Annotated in this window: 16 protein-coding genes; 12 read left to right on the top strand and 4 right to left on the bottom strand. The window is 68.3% G+C overall.

Features of this window, described 5'->3' with window-relative positions:
• Positions 1–99: 99 nt before the first annotated feature.
• Genes ACUYTF_RS00905 through ACUYTF_RS00895 form a run of 3 tightly spaced genes read right to left on the bottom strand, consistent with a single transcriptional unit; the run spans position 100 to position 2415 of the window.
• The gene (locus ACUYTF_RS00905) at positions 100–915 is read right to left on the bottom strand and encodes a MetQ/NlpA family ABC transporter substrate-binding protein (protein ID WP_434141450.1); all 816 of its coding nucleotides are present in this window, start codon (positions 913–915) and stop codon (positions 100–102) included.
• A gap of 43 nt (positions 916–958) precedes the next feature.
• Positions 959–1639: an ABC transporter permease subunit gene (locus ACUYTF_RS00900; protein WP_434141451.1), complete on the bottom strand. Its 681-nt coding sequence runs from the start codon at positions 1637–1639 to the stop codon at positions 959–961.
• Positions 1636–2415, bottom strand: coding sequence for a methionine ABC transporter ATP-binding protein (locus ACUYTF_RS00895; RefSeq protein WP_449279215.1), 780 nt, complete (start codon positions 2413–2415; stop codon positions 1636–1638). Before ACUYTF_RS00895 ends, ACUYTF_RS00900 begins: the two co-directional genes overlap by 4 nt.
• A gap of 179 nt (positions 2416–2594) precedes the next feature.
• Between ACUYTF_RS00895 and ACUYTF_RS00890 the strand changes: the two genes are divergently transcribed.
• The 12 genes from ACUYTF_RS00890 to ACUYTF_RS00835 all read left to right on the top strand — a co-directional run bounded on the left by ACUYTF_RS00890 (position 2595) and on the right by ACUYTF_RS00835 (position 13682).
• Positions 2595–3014, top strand: a complete 420-nt coding sequence (locus ACUYTF_RS00890; protein WP_449279582.1) for an OsmC family protein — start codon at positions 2595–2597, stop codon at positions 3012–3014.
• A 97-nt stretch (positions 3015–3111) separates the two neighbouring features.
• Entirely contained in the window at positions 3112–3702 is a 591-nt protein-coding gene (gene purN / locus ACUYTF_RS00885; RefSeq protein WP_449279214.1) for a phosphoribosylglycinamide formyltransferase, read from the top strand.
• Positions 3703–3730: 28 nt separating this feature from the next.
• Positions 3731–5395 (top strand): bifunctional phosphoribosylaminoimidazolecarboxamide formyltransferase/IMP cyclohydrolase, encoded by a 1665-nt coding sequence (gene purH / locus ACUYTF_RS00880; protein WP_449279213.1) that lies wholly within the window; start codon positions 3731–3733, stop codon positions 5393–5395.
• A 50-nt stretch (positions 5396–5445) separates the two neighbouring features.
• Complete coding sequence (locus ACUYTF_RS00875; RefSeq protein WP_434141459.1) at positions 5446–5799, top strand: hypothetical protein; 354 nt, start codon at positions 5446–5448, stop codon at positions 5797–5799.
• Positions 5800–5990: 191 nt separating this feature from the next.
• On the top strand, positions 5991–7121 hold the full coding sequence (locus ACUYTF_RS00870) for a Gfo/Idh/MocA family protein (protein WP_449279212.1): 1131 nt from the start codon (positions 5991–5993) through the stop codon (positions 7119–7121).
• 1 nt (position 7122) lies between these two features.
• Complete coding sequence (locus tag ACUYTF_RS00865; protein WP_449279581.1) at positions 7123–8019, top strand: sugar phosphate isomerase/epimerase family protein; 897 nt, start codon at positions 7123–7125, stop codon at positions 8017–8019.
• Between the two features lie 14 nt (positions 8020–8033).
• The gene (locus tag ACUYTF_RS00860) at positions 8034–9380 is read left to right on the top strand and encodes an ABC transporter substrate-binding protein (RefSeq protein WP_449279211.1); all 1347 of its coding nucleotides are present in this window, start codon (positions 8034–8036) and stop codon (positions 9378–9380) included.
• A 63-nt stretch (positions 9381–9443) separates the two neighbouring features.
• Positions 9444–10358 carry a carbohydrate ABC transporter permease gene (locus ACUYTF_RS00855; RefSeq protein ID WP_449279210.1) on the top strand — a complete coding sequence of 305 codons (915 nt, stop codon included), beginning with the start codon at positions 9444–9446 and terminating at the stop codon, positions 10356–10358.
• Complete coding sequence (locus ACUYTF_RS00850) at positions 10355–11185, top strand: ABC transporter permease subunit (RefSeq protein WP_434141467.1); 831 nt, start codon at positions 10355–10357, stop codon at positions 11183–11185. Before ACUYTF_RS00855 ends, ACUYTF_RS00850 begins: the two co-directional genes overlap by 4 nt.
• A gap of 18 nt (positions 11186–11203) precedes the next feature.
• Positions 11204–12007 carry a 6-phosphogluconolactonase gene (locus tag ACUYTF_RS00845; RefSeq protein ID WP_449279209.1) on the top strand — a complete coding sequence of 268 codons (804 nt, stop codon included), beginning with the start codon at positions 11204–11206 and terminating at the stop codon, positions 12005–12007.
• Complete coding sequence (locus ACUYTF_RS00840) at positions 12007–12753, top strand: GntR family transcriptional regulator (RefSeq protein ID WP_449279208.1); 747 nt, start codon at positions 12007–12009, stop codon at positions 12751–12753. Before ACUYTF_RS00845 ends, ACUYTF_RS00840 begins: the two co-directional genes overlap by 1 nt.
• Positions 12750–13682, top strand: coding sequence for an ROK family protein (locus tag ACUYTF_RS00835; protein WP_449279207.1), 933 nt, complete (start codon positions 12750–12752; stop codon positions 13680–13682). Before ACUYTF_RS00840 ends, ACUYTF_RS00835 begins: the two co-directional genes overlap by 4 nt.
• On the opposite strand, the gene ACUYTF_RS00830 is transcribed toward ACUYTF_RS00835, so the two are convergent.
• Positions 13670–14044, bottom strand: coding sequence for an META domain-containing protein (locus ACUYTF_RS00830; RefSeq protein WP_434141475.1), 375 nt, complete (start codon positions 14042–14044; stop codon positions 13670–13672). The two genes, ACUYTF_RS00835 and ACUYTF_RS00830, sit on opposite strands and share 13 nt — an antisense overlap.
• Positions 14045–14112: the final 68 nt, after the last annotated feature.

The following is a 14112-nucleotide window of genomic DNA, read 5'->3' as shown; positions in this document are numbered from 1 at the left end:
AACCCCAACTCGCGACCCTTTGTGCGCGGCGCGGCGCGGCATGGCACGGCATGGCACGGCGCGGCGCGGGAGGTGCGGCGCGGGAGGCGCGGTGCGCGTTTAGAACGCGGCGGGCACGCCGAGCTCCTCGAGCACCGAGCGCACCTCGTCGCTGTGGAACGCCTTCGCGAGCGCCTGCGTGGCGGCCGAATCCTCGTCCTCGCCGCGGCTCACGAGCGACACGGCGAACTGCTCGTCCTGCTCGACCGCGATCGCGTCGTTCTTGGGCGTGAGCTCGAGCTGACGCGCGAAGGTGCCGTGCAGGAAGACGGCGTCGGCCTCGGGGTAGGCCGCGACGAGCTGCATGATGTCGATCTCCGTGAACTTGAGGTTCTTCGGGTTCTTCACGATGTCCTGCACCGTGACCTGCCACTTGTCGACTGAGGGGTCGAGCTCGATGAGGCCCTGGTCGGCGACCATCTGCAGCGAACGGGCCGCGTTCGAGGCGTCCTGCGGAATGACGATATTGCCGCCCTCGGGTACCTCGTCGAAGCTCTTCCACTTGCTCGAGTACATGCCGACGACGGTCAGGTAGACGGGTTCGACCGCGACGAGGTCCGCGCCGTTGGCGGCGTTGTACTCCTCCATGAACGGCGGGTGCTGCACGAAGTTCGCGGCGAGCTCGCCGTTCTGCAGCATCATGTTCGGCTGCACGTAGTCGGCGACCTCGACCATCTCGATCGTGTACGGTGCCTCGATCGCCTTGCCGGCAGCCTGCACGACGTCGGTCATCGGCGTGGTGGTGGCGGCGACCTTCAGGGTCTCGGTGCCCTTCGCTTCGTCGCCCGAGCCGTCGCTCGATCCGCCGGCGCATCCGGTGATGAGCAGCAGCGCGGCAGCTGCCGCCGAGATCGGGGCGAGGAGGTGTCGTTTCATAGGGATCCCTGTCGTTGTGTCAGATGGAGCGGAATGGGGGAGATCAGCGCTTGTCGATCGCGCGCGAGACCTTGTGGCCGAGCGCCTGCAGCCCGACCACGCAGAGGATGGTGATCGCGATCGTCACGTACATGAGCGCGAAGTCGTACCGGTGGTAGCCGTAGCGCATCGCGAAGTCGCCGACGCCGCCGCCGCCGACGACGCCGAGCACCGCCGAGTACGAGACGAAGCTGACCGTCGCCGAGGTGAGCGCGTAGACGAGACCCGAACGGCCGTCGACGAGCAGGAATCGGAAGATGGTCTGCGGCACGGAGGCCCCCATCGCGGCCGCGGCCTCGTTCAGACCGCTCGGCAGCTCGAGCAGGATCTGCTCGGTGAAGCGGGCGTAGATCGCGACCGCCACGAAGCCCAGCGGGAAGGTCGCGGCGACCGTGCCGAAGCTCGTGCCGAAGACGGCGCGCGTGAGCGGGATCATGAAGACGATGAACAGCAGGAACGGGAACGAGCGCACGATCGTCACGTAGAGGTCGGCGATGGTCCAGACGGTGCGCTGCTGCATCAGCCCGCCTTCGCGGGTGAGGTAGATCAGCGTGCCGAGCGGCGTGCCGATGATGACGGCGGCGAGGATCGAGACACCGACCATGTAGCCGGTCTCGGCCATCGCGACGGCGATCTCTCCGCCGTATTCGCCGAATACGCGCTGCAGTTCTTCGATGATGATCATGCGCCGAGCACCTCCTGCACGTGCGAGAGGTAGCGCTTGCCGCGGTCGCCGCGGGCGTGCTTCACCTCGACGATGTCCTGCAGACGGCCCTGCTCGAAGACCGCGGCGCGGTCGCAGATCGCCTTCACGGCCTCGAGCTCGTGCGTCACGAGCACGATGGTGGTGCCGAACTTCTCGCGGGTCGTGCGCAGCAGATCGAGGATCTCGCCGGTCGTGTGGGTGTCGAGGGCCGAGGTCGGCTCGTCGCACAGGAGCAGCGAGGGGTCGGTGACCAGCGCGCGGGCGATGGCGACGCGCTGCTTCTCGCCGCCCGAGAGCTTCGCGGGGTGGTGGTCGCGGCGGTGCGAGAGGCCGACGAAGTCGATCATCTCCTGCACCCGCGCCGGATCCGTGCGGCGCTGCAGGTGCAGCGGCAGTTCGACGTTCTGCCGTACGGTGAGATTGCCGACGAGGTTGTACGACTGGAAGACGACGCCGATGCCGTGGCGCATCCGGTTCATCTGGTGCTTGTTCAGCTTCGAGAGGTCGGTGCCGCCGACGAGCACGGTGCCTTCAGTGGGGTGGACGAGGCCGAGCATCTGCCGCAGCACCGTCGACTTGCCCGCTCCGCTCTCGCCGAGGATGCCGAAGATGGTGCCGGTCGGGATGGCGAAGTCGACGTTGTCGAGTGCGATCACGGGGGTCGGGCCGTCGCCGAAGCGTCGGGTCACGCCGCGGAACTCGAGGGCGTAGGCGACGGGTTCGCTGGCGGTCGTGTGCGCCTGCTGCGCGTTCATTCTGGGGATGGCTCGCTGTTTCGCGTCGAGGCCCGAACGGGGCCGAGGGTGGTGCGGCGGTGGCTGCGGGGCGGCGACCGGTGGGTCGTAGGCCGGGGCTGCCGCCGGATCGGTGTTGTTAGACTCGGTTTAAGATAGGCCGGATCGGTCGATAAATCAAGTGGAGCGGCGTGACGAACATGCGGACGGAACAGTTGGGCGACGTCGTTTTCACGGCGGTCGCCGAGAATTCCAGCGGAATCAACGGTGAGAGCCGCGTAGAAGGCGGCCTCGCCGTCGAGGTGGCTTCGCCGACGGCGCAGGATCGCGGCGGTGCCACGAACCCCGAGGAGCTGCTCGCGCTCTCGTGGGCGACCTGTCTGAACGCCGCGGCCCGCGTCGTCGCCGGGCCGGGCGTCGAGGTCTTCGCGCGCACGCACGTGTCGCTGCACCGACGTGCAGACGGCGAGGGCTTCGAGTTCTCGGCCCGGGCCGAACTGCGCTTCGACGGCAAGGCCGCCGAAGAGGCCGAGGCGCTCGCCGCCGCCGCGCACGAGCGCTGCCCGGTGTCGCGCATGCTGAGCGGGCGCTCGCCCGTCAGCGTCGTCGCCATCCCGTAGATATCCAGAGCGGGGCTGCAGCGGAGCCGCGGCCTCGAGAGGGCCTCCGGTGCCGTGCGCACAGGCGCCCGTGCGGTCGGCGGAGTAGACTGGTGCGGTGCTGAATGTCGTGGTGCTCATTTCAGGCGGAGGCAGCAACCTCAAGGCGCTGATCGACGCGGCCGCCGACCCCGCATACCCGGCGCGCATCGTCGCGGTCGGTGCGGATACCGACGCGGCGGGTCTCGCGCACGCCGAGGCGGCCGGCATCCCGACCTTCGTCGAGCGGCCGGGGGAGCACCCGGGCCGCGACGCCTGGGGCGACGCGTTCGCTGCGCGGATCGAGGAGTTCGAGCCCGGACTCGTCGTGAGCGCGGGCCTCATGCGCATTCTGCCCGCGGGCTTCGTGCGCCGCTTCTCGCCGCGCCTCATCAACACCCACCCCGCACTCCTGCCGCTGTATCCGGGAGCGCACGCCGTGCGCGATGCGCTCGCCGCGGGCGCCACCGAGACCGGCGTCACGGTGCACGTCATCGACGAGGGCGTCGACACCGGCCCCGTGCTGCGCCGGGCGTCGGTCGAGATCGCGCCCGGCGAACTCGAAGACGACCTCCACGAGCGCATCAAGCAGCTCGAACGCCCGCTGCTCGTGCAGACCGTGCGCGAGATCGCGCAGGGCGGCATCGACCTCGCAGCTTTCCGATCCTGATCACCCACCTCTCGAACCAAGGAGCCAGATGGCAGTCCAGAGCCACGATCCCAGCCTCTACGAGCACCGCGACCTGATTCCCGTGCGCCGTGCGCTCATCTCGGTGAGCGACAAGTCCCGCCTGCTCGATCTGGCGGCGGCACTCACCGAGGCCGGCGTCGAGATCGTGTCGACGGGTTCGACCGCGGCGACCATCCGCGACGCGGGCCACGCCGTCACCGACGTCGCCGAGGTCACCGGGTTCCAGGAGGTGCTCGACGGTCGCGTGAAGACCCTGCACCCGGCCGTGCACTCGGGGCTGCTCGCCGATCTCCGCCTCGCCGACCACCGTGCGCAGCTCGAGGATCTCGGCATCGCGCCCTTCGAGCTCGTCGTCGTGAACCTCTACCCGTTCGACGAGACGGTCGCCTCCGGGAAGCCCGCTGCGGACGTCATCGAGAACATCGACATCGGCGGCCCCTCGATGGTGCGTGCATCGGCGAAGAACCACGCCAACGTCGCGGTCGCCATATCGCCCGCGCGCTACGACGAGATCATCGCCGCGGTGCGCGCCGGCGGTACCGGCCTGTCGCTGCGCCGCTCGCTCGCCGCCGAGGCGTTCGTGCACACGGCGCAGTACGACGCGTCGGTCGCCAACTGGTTCCTCGATCGCGAGGATGCGGACTGGAGCGACGCCCCGGCCGAGGAGGAGCAGACGCCCGCGGGCGAAGGCGACATCGACAGTCTCTTCGAAGCGACCGAGGGGTATGTCGGCTACGAGACCTTCGGTCTGCGCGAGGCCGTGCTGCGCTATGGCGAGAACAGCCACCAGCGCGCCGCGCTCTTCACCGAGAACGAGGGCTCCGGCATCGCCCAGGCGACGCAGCTGCACGGCAAGGAGATGTCGTACAACAACTACGTCGACGCGGATGCTGCGCTGCGCACCGCATTCGACCACGAGCGGCCCGCGGTCGCGATCATCAAGCACGCGAACCCCTGCGGCATCGCCGTCGCGCCCGAGGGCGCGGCCGATCCGATCGCCGCGGCCCACGAGCTCGCCCACGCCTGCGACCCCGTGTCGGCGTTCGGCGGTGTGATCGCCGCCAACCGAGTCGTGACCGAGCAGATGGCGCAGACCGTCTCGGGAATCTTCACCGAGGTCATCGTGGCGCCCGGCTTCGAACCGGCCGCGCTCGAGATCCTCACGCAGAAGAAGAACCTCCGCCTGCTCGTGCTGCCCGCCGACTTCTCGGCGAACCCGATCGAGTTCCGCCAGATCTCGGGCGGCTTCCTGCTGCAGGATGCCGATCGCAGCTTCGCGCCGGCTGCCGAGTGGGAGCTCGCGACCGGCGAGCCCGCCGATGCCGCGACGCTCGCGGATCTCGAGTTCGCCTGGCGCGCCTGCCGCGCCGTGAAATCGAACGCGATCCTGCTCGCCTCGGGCGGCGCCTCGGTCGGCGTCGGCATGGGCCAGGTCAATCGCGTCGACTCGTGCCGTCTCGCGGTCGCCCGCGCGGAGGATCGCGCGGCCGGATCGGTCGCGGCATCCGACGCCTTCTTCCCCTTCGCCGATGGCCTGCAGGTGCTGCTCGACGCCGGTGTTCGCGCCGTCGTGCAGCCGGGCGGGTCGGTGCGCGACGCCGAAGTGATCGAGGCCGCGACGGCCGCCGGCGTCACCATGTACTTCACCGGCGAACGCCACTTCTTCCACTGACCCGGTAGTCGACCACCGGGCCGGGACACACACCAGGAGAGACAGGAACCATGGAAATTCTTCAGGGCATTCTCGTCGTGCTGCACATCGTGGGCTTCGCCCTCGTGTTCGGCGGCGCGCTCGGGCAGCTGCCGAACGTCAAGAAGGGCATGGCGCGCGTGCAGCCGTTCATGCTCTGGGGTGCGCTGCTGCTGCTCGTGACGGGCCTCGCGCTCGTCGGCATGACCTACGCGCTCGGCGGCCAGCCGAACAACATGAAGATCGGCGTGAAGCTGATCGTACTGCTGGCGCTCATCGGCCACATCTTCGGAGTGCGCAAGAAGGAGAGCCTCTCGGCGGGCGGGCTCACCGCGATGGCGGGCATGGCGCTCGTCAACGCGAGCATCGCGGTGCTCTGGCACTAGCGCGCACCGGCTCCGACGAGACAGGCGGCCCAGGGATCGATGACCCCTGGGCCGCCTGTCTCGTGTCCGGACCGGGAGCCGGAAGACCACTTTTAGTCCAGTTGGTTTCAACTGGACTAATTGGTCTAAATGTGTTTGACTCTCTTCAGAGCCGAAATCCGCGGCACTCGAATGGCGAAGGAGCAACCGCAGTGACCACACCTATCTCGCTGGCGATCATCGGCGCAGGTACGATCACCCAGTCCGTGCATCTGACGAGCCTGCGCCGTGCGGGCTACGATGTCGCGATCGTGTGCGACCTGTCGCCGGCCCGTGCCGAGGAAGTCGCGCGGAGCATCGGCGCGCGCGGTGTGAGCGACCCGGCCGAAGCGTTCGCCTCGGACGTCGACGCAGTGCTCATCGCGACCCCCGGCAGCCACGCCAAGCTCGCCGCCGACGCGATCCGCGCCGGCAAGCACGTGCTCGCGGAGAAGCCGCTCGCCTTCACCGTGCGCGAGGTCGAGGAGCTCGAGGCCCTCGCCGCGGAGCACGGCGTCGTGACCCAGGTCGGGTACATGAAGATGTTCGACCCGCTGCTCGAAACCGCTGCGTCCGAGTACCGCGACCTCAATGGTGTGCGCATGGTGCGTGTAACGGTCATGCATCCGGCCGATGAGCCGCAGGTCTCCCACCTGCGCATGTCCGCGCCGCCCGCGGACGCCGACCGCGCCGCGATCGCCGAGTCGGTCGCGTACGACGAGGCCCGTGCAGCCGAAGCGCTGCCCGGTGCCGACGCGGCGCTCGTGCAGTACTACGCGAACGTGCTCAACGGTTCCGTGATCCACGAGCTCAGTCTCATGCGCGCCATGGGGATCGCGCTCCCCGAGAGCTGGCGCGCGGACGCGATCACGCCGCTCGACGGCGCAGCGCCCGCTTCTCTGCTCGCGACCGGTGTAGCCGGTCAGACCGCGTTCGTGCTGAGCTGGAACTGGCTGCCCGATTACCCGGAGTACGCGGAAGAACTCGTCGTGCTCGGCGCGAACGGCCGTCTCGAATTCGATCTCGCGAAGCCCTATCTCGTCGAGGAGCGCAGCCGTCTCGTCAGCCGCCGTCACGACGGCGATCTCCGTGCCGACACGGAGTACCGTTCGGGTCACGAGACCGGTTTCCTGCGCCAGCTCGACGCGTTCGCCGCGGCCATCCGCAACGGGGCGACGAATCCCGCGGACTTCGCCGGGGCGAAGACGGATATCCGTCAACTGCAGCGCCTCGCGCAGGCGATCGCCGCGGCACATGGCGACACCATCGCGATCGAGGCCGATACCGTTGCGGTCGGTGCCTGATATGCGCTTCGCGAACGCCCCCATCTCGTACGGCGTCTTCGGCGACCTGACGGTCGAGGGAGCGACGACCACCGAGGAGCTGCTCGCCACCATGGCGGAGACCGGCTACGCGGGGTCCGAGCTCGGCCCTCCCGGCTTCTTCGGTTCGATCGACCGGATGGTCGCATCGTTCGATGCCGCTGGTATCGATGCCGTGGGGGCCTACGTCCCGCTGAACACGCAGCAGCCCGGGCCCGTACTCGATCGAGATCTCGAGCGCATGGAGATCACTCTCGACGAGATCGAGGCGGTGAACCCCGGAGCGCTCGTCATTCTCGCGGACGAGGGCGATGCGGAGATCATCGCGCAGCCGCGCAAGGACCCGTCGCGCATGCTCGGCGCAGAGGACTGGAAGCAGCTCGTCGAGACCGTGCAGGGCGCCGCCGACCGAGCCCGCGCCCGCGGACTCGAGGTCTCGTACCATCCCCATGTCGGGACCTTCGTCGAGCTGCCCGACGAGATCGAACGCTTCCTGAACGACACCGATATCCCGCTCACGTACGACATCGGGCATGTGGTGCTGGCCGGCGGCGACGGCGTCGCGCTCTTCCGACGCTGGCGCGACCGCATCAACCATGTGCATATCAAGGACGTGCTCCCCGGCGTGCTCGAGGAGGCGCGCGCGAACGGCGCCGATTTCGAGGAATGGTTCCCCCGCGCGTGCACGCGGCTGGGGGAGGGCGAATCGAACCTCGCGGCTTTCGCGGGCGCGCTGCGCGATTCCGGATACGACGGCTGGGTGGTCGTCGAGCAGGATCGCGAACCGTTGACCGCTGACACCTACCGCCGTGTCGTGGCGGATCAACGAACGAACCTCGAATGGCTGCAACGGCACCTCGCCGTCTCGGCCGCAAACTGAAAGGACCACTAGCGATGTCAACTCAACGTCGAATGACGCGCCTCGCCCCTGTCGCGCTGGGCGTCGGCCTGGTGCTCGGGCTCTCCGCCTGCGGCGCTCCCGGAGGGAGCGCGAAGCAGGCCGCGGAGTTCACTCCGATCGATGCCCCGGTCACGGCCGAGCAGGTCGCCGAGCTCGGCGACGTCACCCTCGACGTCTGGGCGGATCAGGGCGAGCAGGATCTCATGGACCAGTTCGTGCCCCTCTACGAGGAGCAGTTCCCGAACGTGGACGTGCAGATCCAGTTCAAGAGCTACAACGACCTCACGGCGACCGTGCTCAACGCCATGAACTCGGACGACGCGCCCGATGTGACGCAGGGCAATCAAGGCTGGGCCACCGACGGCGCGCTCGTGAAAGCGGGTCTCATCCGGCCGCTCGACGACGTCGCCGATGCCTACGGCTACCGCGAGGCCGCGGGCGATGCGATCACCCAGCTCGAATGGTCGGAAGACGGCAAGACGTTCGGTTCGGGCACCGTCTACGGCATGTCGCCCGACAACCAGATGGTGGGCCTCTTCAGCAATACGGAGAAGCTCGCGGCGCTCGGGCTCGAGGTACCGACCACGCTCGACGAGTTCGAGGCCGCACTCGAGACGGCGAAGGCCGCCGGCGAAGTACCGCTCACGCTCGGCAATTCGGATAAGGCGTCGGCGATGCAGGCGCTCTCGCTCGTGCAGGGCGCGCTGACGCCCGCCGAGGACACCCGCGCATGGATCTCAGGTACCGAGGGATCGGACTTCGCGGTCGACAGCAATATCGCCGCGATCGAGAAGTTCACCTCATGGGCGCAGGCCGGATACCTGACCGAGGGCTACGACGGCATGAGTCCCGATGATGCCGCGACGGCGTTCGCGGGCGGCGACGGCGTATTCTTCGTCCACGGCAACTGGTACGCGGGCACCATCTCGGACAGCGCGAAGTTCGACTTCTCCGCGGGCCTCACGGACGGCGACTATGCGACGGCAGGGTCCTTCGGTATGCCGTGGCATGTCGGTTCGGCCTCCGAAGCGGAGCTCGCAGCGGTCGCCTTCGTCGGCATGCTGAACTCCGAAGAGACGTCCTCGATGCTCGTCGACGTGCAGCGCGTGCCGATCTACTCCGTCGAGGCGGGCGATCCCGCGACGACGTTCCCCGACCTCCTCGCGGCATCGAGCGACCAGCTCCAGGGCGCGGGCCCCCTCTTCTGGTACGACTGGGCGACCGACACCATGTTCGACACCTTCACCGGCGGACTGCAGGAGGCCATGGCGGGCAAGACTGCGCCGGAGGATCTCGCTGCGCGCGTCCAGGACGACTGGAGCGCCTTCCACGACAAGTAATCGGATGATGGCGCACCCGACTCTTCGAACCGGGTGCGCCATCGACGATGGATGGCAACGGACATGCATACAACAGCCAGAACCCGGAACCGGCGCTCTCTCCTGCGCCGGTACGACTGGGACGCCTATCTCTACCTCCTCCCGGCCTTGGTCTTCTACGCCTGGTTCCTGCTGCGGCCGACGATCGAATCCGCGTGGATCGCGTTCTTCGATTGGGACGGCATCGGCCCGAGCACCTGGGTCGGTTTCGGCAACTTCGCGGACGTGCTCGGCGACCCGAAGGTCTGGGAAGCGATCGCGCACTCGTTCGTGTTCGTCGTCTTCTACGCGCTGCTGCCCATCGCGTTGGCGCTGCTCATCGTCGGCATCGTGTCGCGCTTCCGCGTGAAGGGCCTCGCGTTCTTCCGCGCCGTGCTCTTCATGCCGTACATCCTCTCCACCGTCGTCATCGCCATCGCGTGGCGCTGGATCTTCGCCGAGACCGGCCCGTTGAACTCGGCACTGCGCGCGGTCGGCCTCGACGCGCTGACGCGCAGCTGGCTCGGAGATTTCGGCACCGCGCTGCCGTCTGTGGGCATCATCGGCACCTGGGCGATGTTCGGCCTCGCCTTCGTGCTCTTCGTGAGCGGCCTGCAGGGTATCCCCGGCGAGCTCTACGAGGCGGCGCGCCTCGACGGGGCCGGTCCCGTACGCGAGTTCTTCACCGTGACTCTCCCGGGGCTCCGCGGCGAAATACAGGTCGCTCTCGTGCTGCTCATCACCGCAGCGCTGCGCAACTTCGATATCGTCTGGAACACGACGGCGGGCGGCCCCGGCAACTCGACGACCGTGCCGTCGTACTTCATCTATCGCGAGGCGTTCACTGCGCACCACGTCGGCCGCGCCTCGGCCATCGCCATCATCCTGATGCTGCTCATCTTCGCCGTGGTCGGCCTCGTCATGTATCTCACCCGCCCTGACGATCGGGGGAACCGATGAAGGTCGCACGCCACGAACGCATCATCGGCTACATCGTACTGATCGTCGGTGCCATCCTCGCGTTCTATCCGTTCTTCTCGATCCTGATGCTGTCGGTGACGCCCGCGGACGCGCGTCGTCCCGGGCAGGTGATTCCTCCCGCCTTCACATTCGAGAACTTCATCGAGGCCTGGACCCGCGGCGGGTTCGGCTCCGCGCTCTGGTCTTCGCTCGTCGTAGCCGTCGGTGTGGTCGTCGGTGCGCTCATCGTCTCGATGCTCGCGGGCTACGCGTTCGTCGTGCTGCGCTTCCCCGGCAAGTCGCTCATCATGGCGGTGCTGCTCGTCGGGCTCATCGTGCCGTACGAGGGCATCATCGTCCCGCTCTACTACCTGCTCGACGGCATGGGGCTGCTCAATACCTATTGGGCCCTGATCCTGCCTCAGATCGCGACTTCGGTTTCGCTCGGAGTGCTCTGGATGCGCACGACCTACAGCAACATCCCGAAGTCTTTGAACGAGGCAGCCCGCGTCGACGGCAATACGCACTGGGGCGCGCTCTGGCGCGTGTACGTGCCGATCTCCGGGTCGGGCATCGCCACCCTCGGCACGCTGCTGTTCCTCTACACCTGGAACGAGTTCCTCATGGCGCTCGTGCTCGTGCCGCAGAACCCGGACGTGCAGACCGCGCCGCTCGCGCTCTCGTTCTTCGCCGGCAGTACGCGCAATTTCGACCCGGGCGTGACCGCAGCCGCGGCCGTGCTCGTGGCATTGCCCATCCTGATCTTCTACGTCATCTTCCAGCGACGATTCATCAATGGAATCGCCGCCGGTGCAGTCAAAGAATAATTGAGAGGAAGCGACGCGATGTCGAACCCGCACAATCCGATCGTCGTCCACCCGGACGCCGAAACACTGGGCAGCGCAGTAGCCGCCGATATCGCTGATCGTATGAGCGAGAAGATCGCGGCAGGTGGGCGCTTCCTGCTCGGCTGCCCGGGTGGGCGCTCGCCGCAGACGACGTATGCGGCGCTCGCCGATGAGGCCGCTACCCGCGGTCTCGATCTCGGTTCGCTCGTCATCGTGATGATGGACGACTACCTGCAGGAAGTCGATGGCGGCTGGGATCACATCCCGGCCGACGCGCACAACTCGTGCCGTCGCTTCGCTCGGGAGGACATCCAGGCCGTACTGAACCGTGCGGTGCCCGAAGAGCACCGGGTTCCCGATGCGAACGTCTGGTTCCCGAATCCGGCCGACCCGTCCGCATACGACGGCCGGATCCGCGACGCCGGCGGTATCGACTTCTTCATCATCGCGAGCGGCGCCGGCGACGGTCACGTCGCATTCAATCCACCGGAGTCGCCGGTCGACTCCCGCTCCCGTATCGTCGAGCTCGCCGAGCAGACTCGTCGCGACAACCTCGCGACCTTCCCCGACTTCCCCTCGATCGATGCAGTGCCGACGCACGGGGTCACGGTCGGTATCGCGACGATCGCCGAGCTCTCGAAGGCGGGTGCCCTCGTACTCGTCGGGGCCGACAAGCAGTCCGCCTTCGGCAAGCTGGCCGACGGCGAGGGGTACGACCCGAGCTGGCCTGCGACGGTGTATCGCCTGATCGATGGCGCCGTGCTGCACAGCGACGCCGCAGCTGCCGGAGATCGCGCCTGATGACGAAAGCGACGAGCAGCGCGAGGGAGCTCGGGAGGGCGGCCTCCGGCGCTCGCCGTCGCATCATGGAGCTGATCGACTCGGGCGTCTACCCGCCGGGGAGCAAACTGCCGGGCGAGCGCGAGCTCGCAGTCGCTGTCGGAGTGAGCCGAGCCGTGCTCCGAGACGCGCTCGGCGTACTCGCCGACGAGCAGCAGCTCGAGGCATCGCCCTGGCGGGGCTGGTTCGTCACCGCCCCGCATATGGAGGAGAAGGTCGATCTGCTCTCGTTCACCGAGATGGCCGAACAGCGTGGGCTCCGCGCCGGCGCCGAAGTGATCGACTTCGCACGCCGAGCCGCGACGCTCGAGGAAGCGCGCAGACTCCGCCTCGCCCCCGGTGACGAGGTCTTCGATCTCGTACGTCTGCGCACGCTCAACGAGAACCCCGCCTGCGTCGACTACACCGTGATGCCGGTGGCGCTGATGCCGAGTGCGACGCGCGATGACTTCGTCGATGCCTCCCTGTATGCGGTTCTCGAAGCACGCAGCGAAGTCGTGATCGTGCGCAGCGACTACGCGGTACGCGCAGAAGGCGCGGCCGCAGAGGACGCCGGAAGACTCGGCATCGACTCCGGGTCCCCGGTGCTCGTGGGCGAGGAGACCGCGGGAGCGATCGATGGCGTGCCGAGGCTTCTCGGCCGAGTGGTCTACCGTCCCGACGCGTACGAGTTCCACGCGACCCTGTTCAGATCGGTCGGCGCATGAACGGGACTGTTCTCGCCATCGATATCGGGGGCACCAAGACGCTCGTCGGCCTCGTCGATCGTGCGGGCTCGGTCCTCCTGGAATCCGAGCAGGCGACACGTCCCGGGGCGGCGCCCGAAGCTGCCGTTGAACCGGGCAGCCCGGACGAGTTCGATCGTGCATTCGCGTTCGGCTGCGAATTCGCTGCATCAGCGGGCGTGCATCCGGTCGCCGTGGCGGCCGGGGCTCCGGAGTACGTCGCCGCCGACGGCACGGTCAGCACCTCGGAGGTGCTGACCTGGCAGCGCCAGCCCGCTGAGTCACTGCTGCGACGCGCGACACAGGCGTTCTCGAGCCCGAGCGCCGGCGTGGTGCCGGCGGTGCTCGACTCCGACGTGAGACTGGGAGCATTGGGGGAGCTGCGCTTCGGCGCGGGGCGAGGCCTCGGCTCGTTCCTCTATGTCTCCCTCGGCACGGGATTGTCGTCGACGCTCGTGATCGACGGGCGGCCCTGGGCCGGTGCGCGCGGCCAGGCGATCGCACTCGGCGAACGGGTGATCGGATCGGGGGCCAATCTCGAATCGTTCGCGTCGGGGACGGCACTGACGGTACGCTACGAAGCGGAGACCGGCGAGCGCCTGCCCGGGCCCGAGCTCGTGCGCCGAGCGAACAGCGGTGATCATGTCGCCGCCGAGGTGCTGCGCACTGCGGGCGAGGCGCTGGGCGATGCATTCGCCGATGCGCTCGAGCTGCTCGATCCGGGCGCGATCATCGTGGGCGGCGGTCTCGGGTCCGCTGAGACTCCCGTGATGGATGCGGCGCGAGCGCGCTATGAATCCCGTGCCGTGCACCGGGCCGGCGGCGCGCCGCTGATCACGGCGACGTGCGGCAAGCGCTCGGCTCTGCTGGGTGCGGCCGCGCGCGCCTGGGGGCTCGTTCAGCCCGCGTGACGCTCGAGCGCGCCGATCTCGGCGCCGCTCTCGTCGAACAGGGTCAGGGTATCGCCCGACAGCTCCGCCGTGCGCGCCTGCACGAGCCACGTGTCGACGCCCTCGCAGAACATGAGCGTCGACCGCATGAGTCCGAGGTCGATGCTGCCGTCCTCGACGGTGAACGACCCGCCGACCGAGTTGCACCCGTCGGTACCGGAGTAGTCGCCGGAGCCCTCCGTGCCGCTGAACTCCAGCGACGGCGTCGCCTGCGCATCCGGGTCGCCCCACGTGCCGATCAGTTCGCCCGAGGGCGACGCGCATGCCGAGAGTCCGATGAGCACCGCTGCGGCGAGGGCGGTCGTGCGCAGGAGAATCTTCATGCTGCTCAGCATAGACGGGGCACGCCGGAGGCGCGCGGGTCGGAACCGGGCATCCGCTGTGCTAGTTT

It is taken from the genome of Leucobacter sp. GX0328 (genome assembly GCF_053567315.1).
This window is presented reverse-complemented; position numbering and strand designations above follow the sequence as displayed.

Bases quoted from the DNA above. Each gene is read 5' to 3' on its own strand.
- ACUYTF_RS00905 (WP_434141450.1), bottom strand. From the start codon at position 915: ATGAAACGACACCTCCTCGCCCCGATCTCGGCGGCAGCTGCCGCGCTG.
- ACUYTF_RS00900 (WP_434141451.1), bottom strand. From the start codon at position 1,639: ATGATCATCATCGAAGAACTGCAGCGCGTATTCGGCGAATACGGCGGA.
- ACUYTF_RS00895 (WP_449279215.1), bottom strand. From the start codon at position 2,415: ATGAACGCGCAGCAGGCGCACACGACCGCCAGCGAACCCGTCGCCTAC.
- ACUYTF_RS00890 (WP_449279582.1), top strand. From the start codon at position 2,595: ATGCGGACGGAACAGTTGGGCGACGTCGTTTTCACGGCGGTCGCCGAG.
- purH (WP_449279213.1), top strand. From the start codon at position 3,731: ATGGCAGTCCAGAGCCACGATCCCAGCCTCTACGAGCACCGCGACCTG.
- ACUYTF_RS00875 (WP_434141459.1), top strand. From the start codon at position 5,446: ATGGAAATTCTTCAGGGCATTCTCGTCGTGCTGCACATCGTGGGCTTC.
- ACUYTF_RS00865 (WP_449279581.1), top strand. From the start codon at position 7,123: ATGCGCTTCGCGAACGCCCCCATCTCGTACGGCGTCTTCGGCGACCTG.
- ACUYTF_RS00860 (WP_449279211.1), top strand. From the start codon at position 8,034: ATGTCAACTCAACGTCGAATGACGCGCCTCGCCCCTGTCGCGCTGGGC.
- ACUYTF_RS00855 (WP_449279210.1), top strand. From the start codon at position 9,444: ATGCATACAACAGCCAGAACCCGGAACCGGCGCTCTCTCCTGCGCCGG.
- ACUYTF_RS00850 (WP_434141467.1), top strand. From the start codon at position 10,355: ATGAAGGTCGCACGCCACGAACGCATCATCGGCTACATCGTACTGATC.
- ACUYTF_RS00845 (WP_449279209.1), top strand. From the start codon at position 11,204: ATGTCGAACCCGCACAATCCGATCGTCGTCCACCCGGACGCCGAAACA.
- ACUYTF_RS00840 (WP_449279208.1), top strand. From the start codon at position 12,007: ATGACGAAAGCGACGAGCAGCGCGAGGGAGCTCGGGAGGGCGGCCTCC.
- ACUYTF_RS00835 (WP_449279207.1), top strand. From the start codon at position 12,750: ATGAACGGGACTGTTCTCGCCATCGATATCGGGGGCACCAAGACGCTC.
- ACUYTF_RS00830 (WP_434141475.1), bottom strand. From the start codon at position 14,044: ATGAAGATTCTCCTGCGCACGACCGCCCTCGCCGCAGCGGTGCTCATC.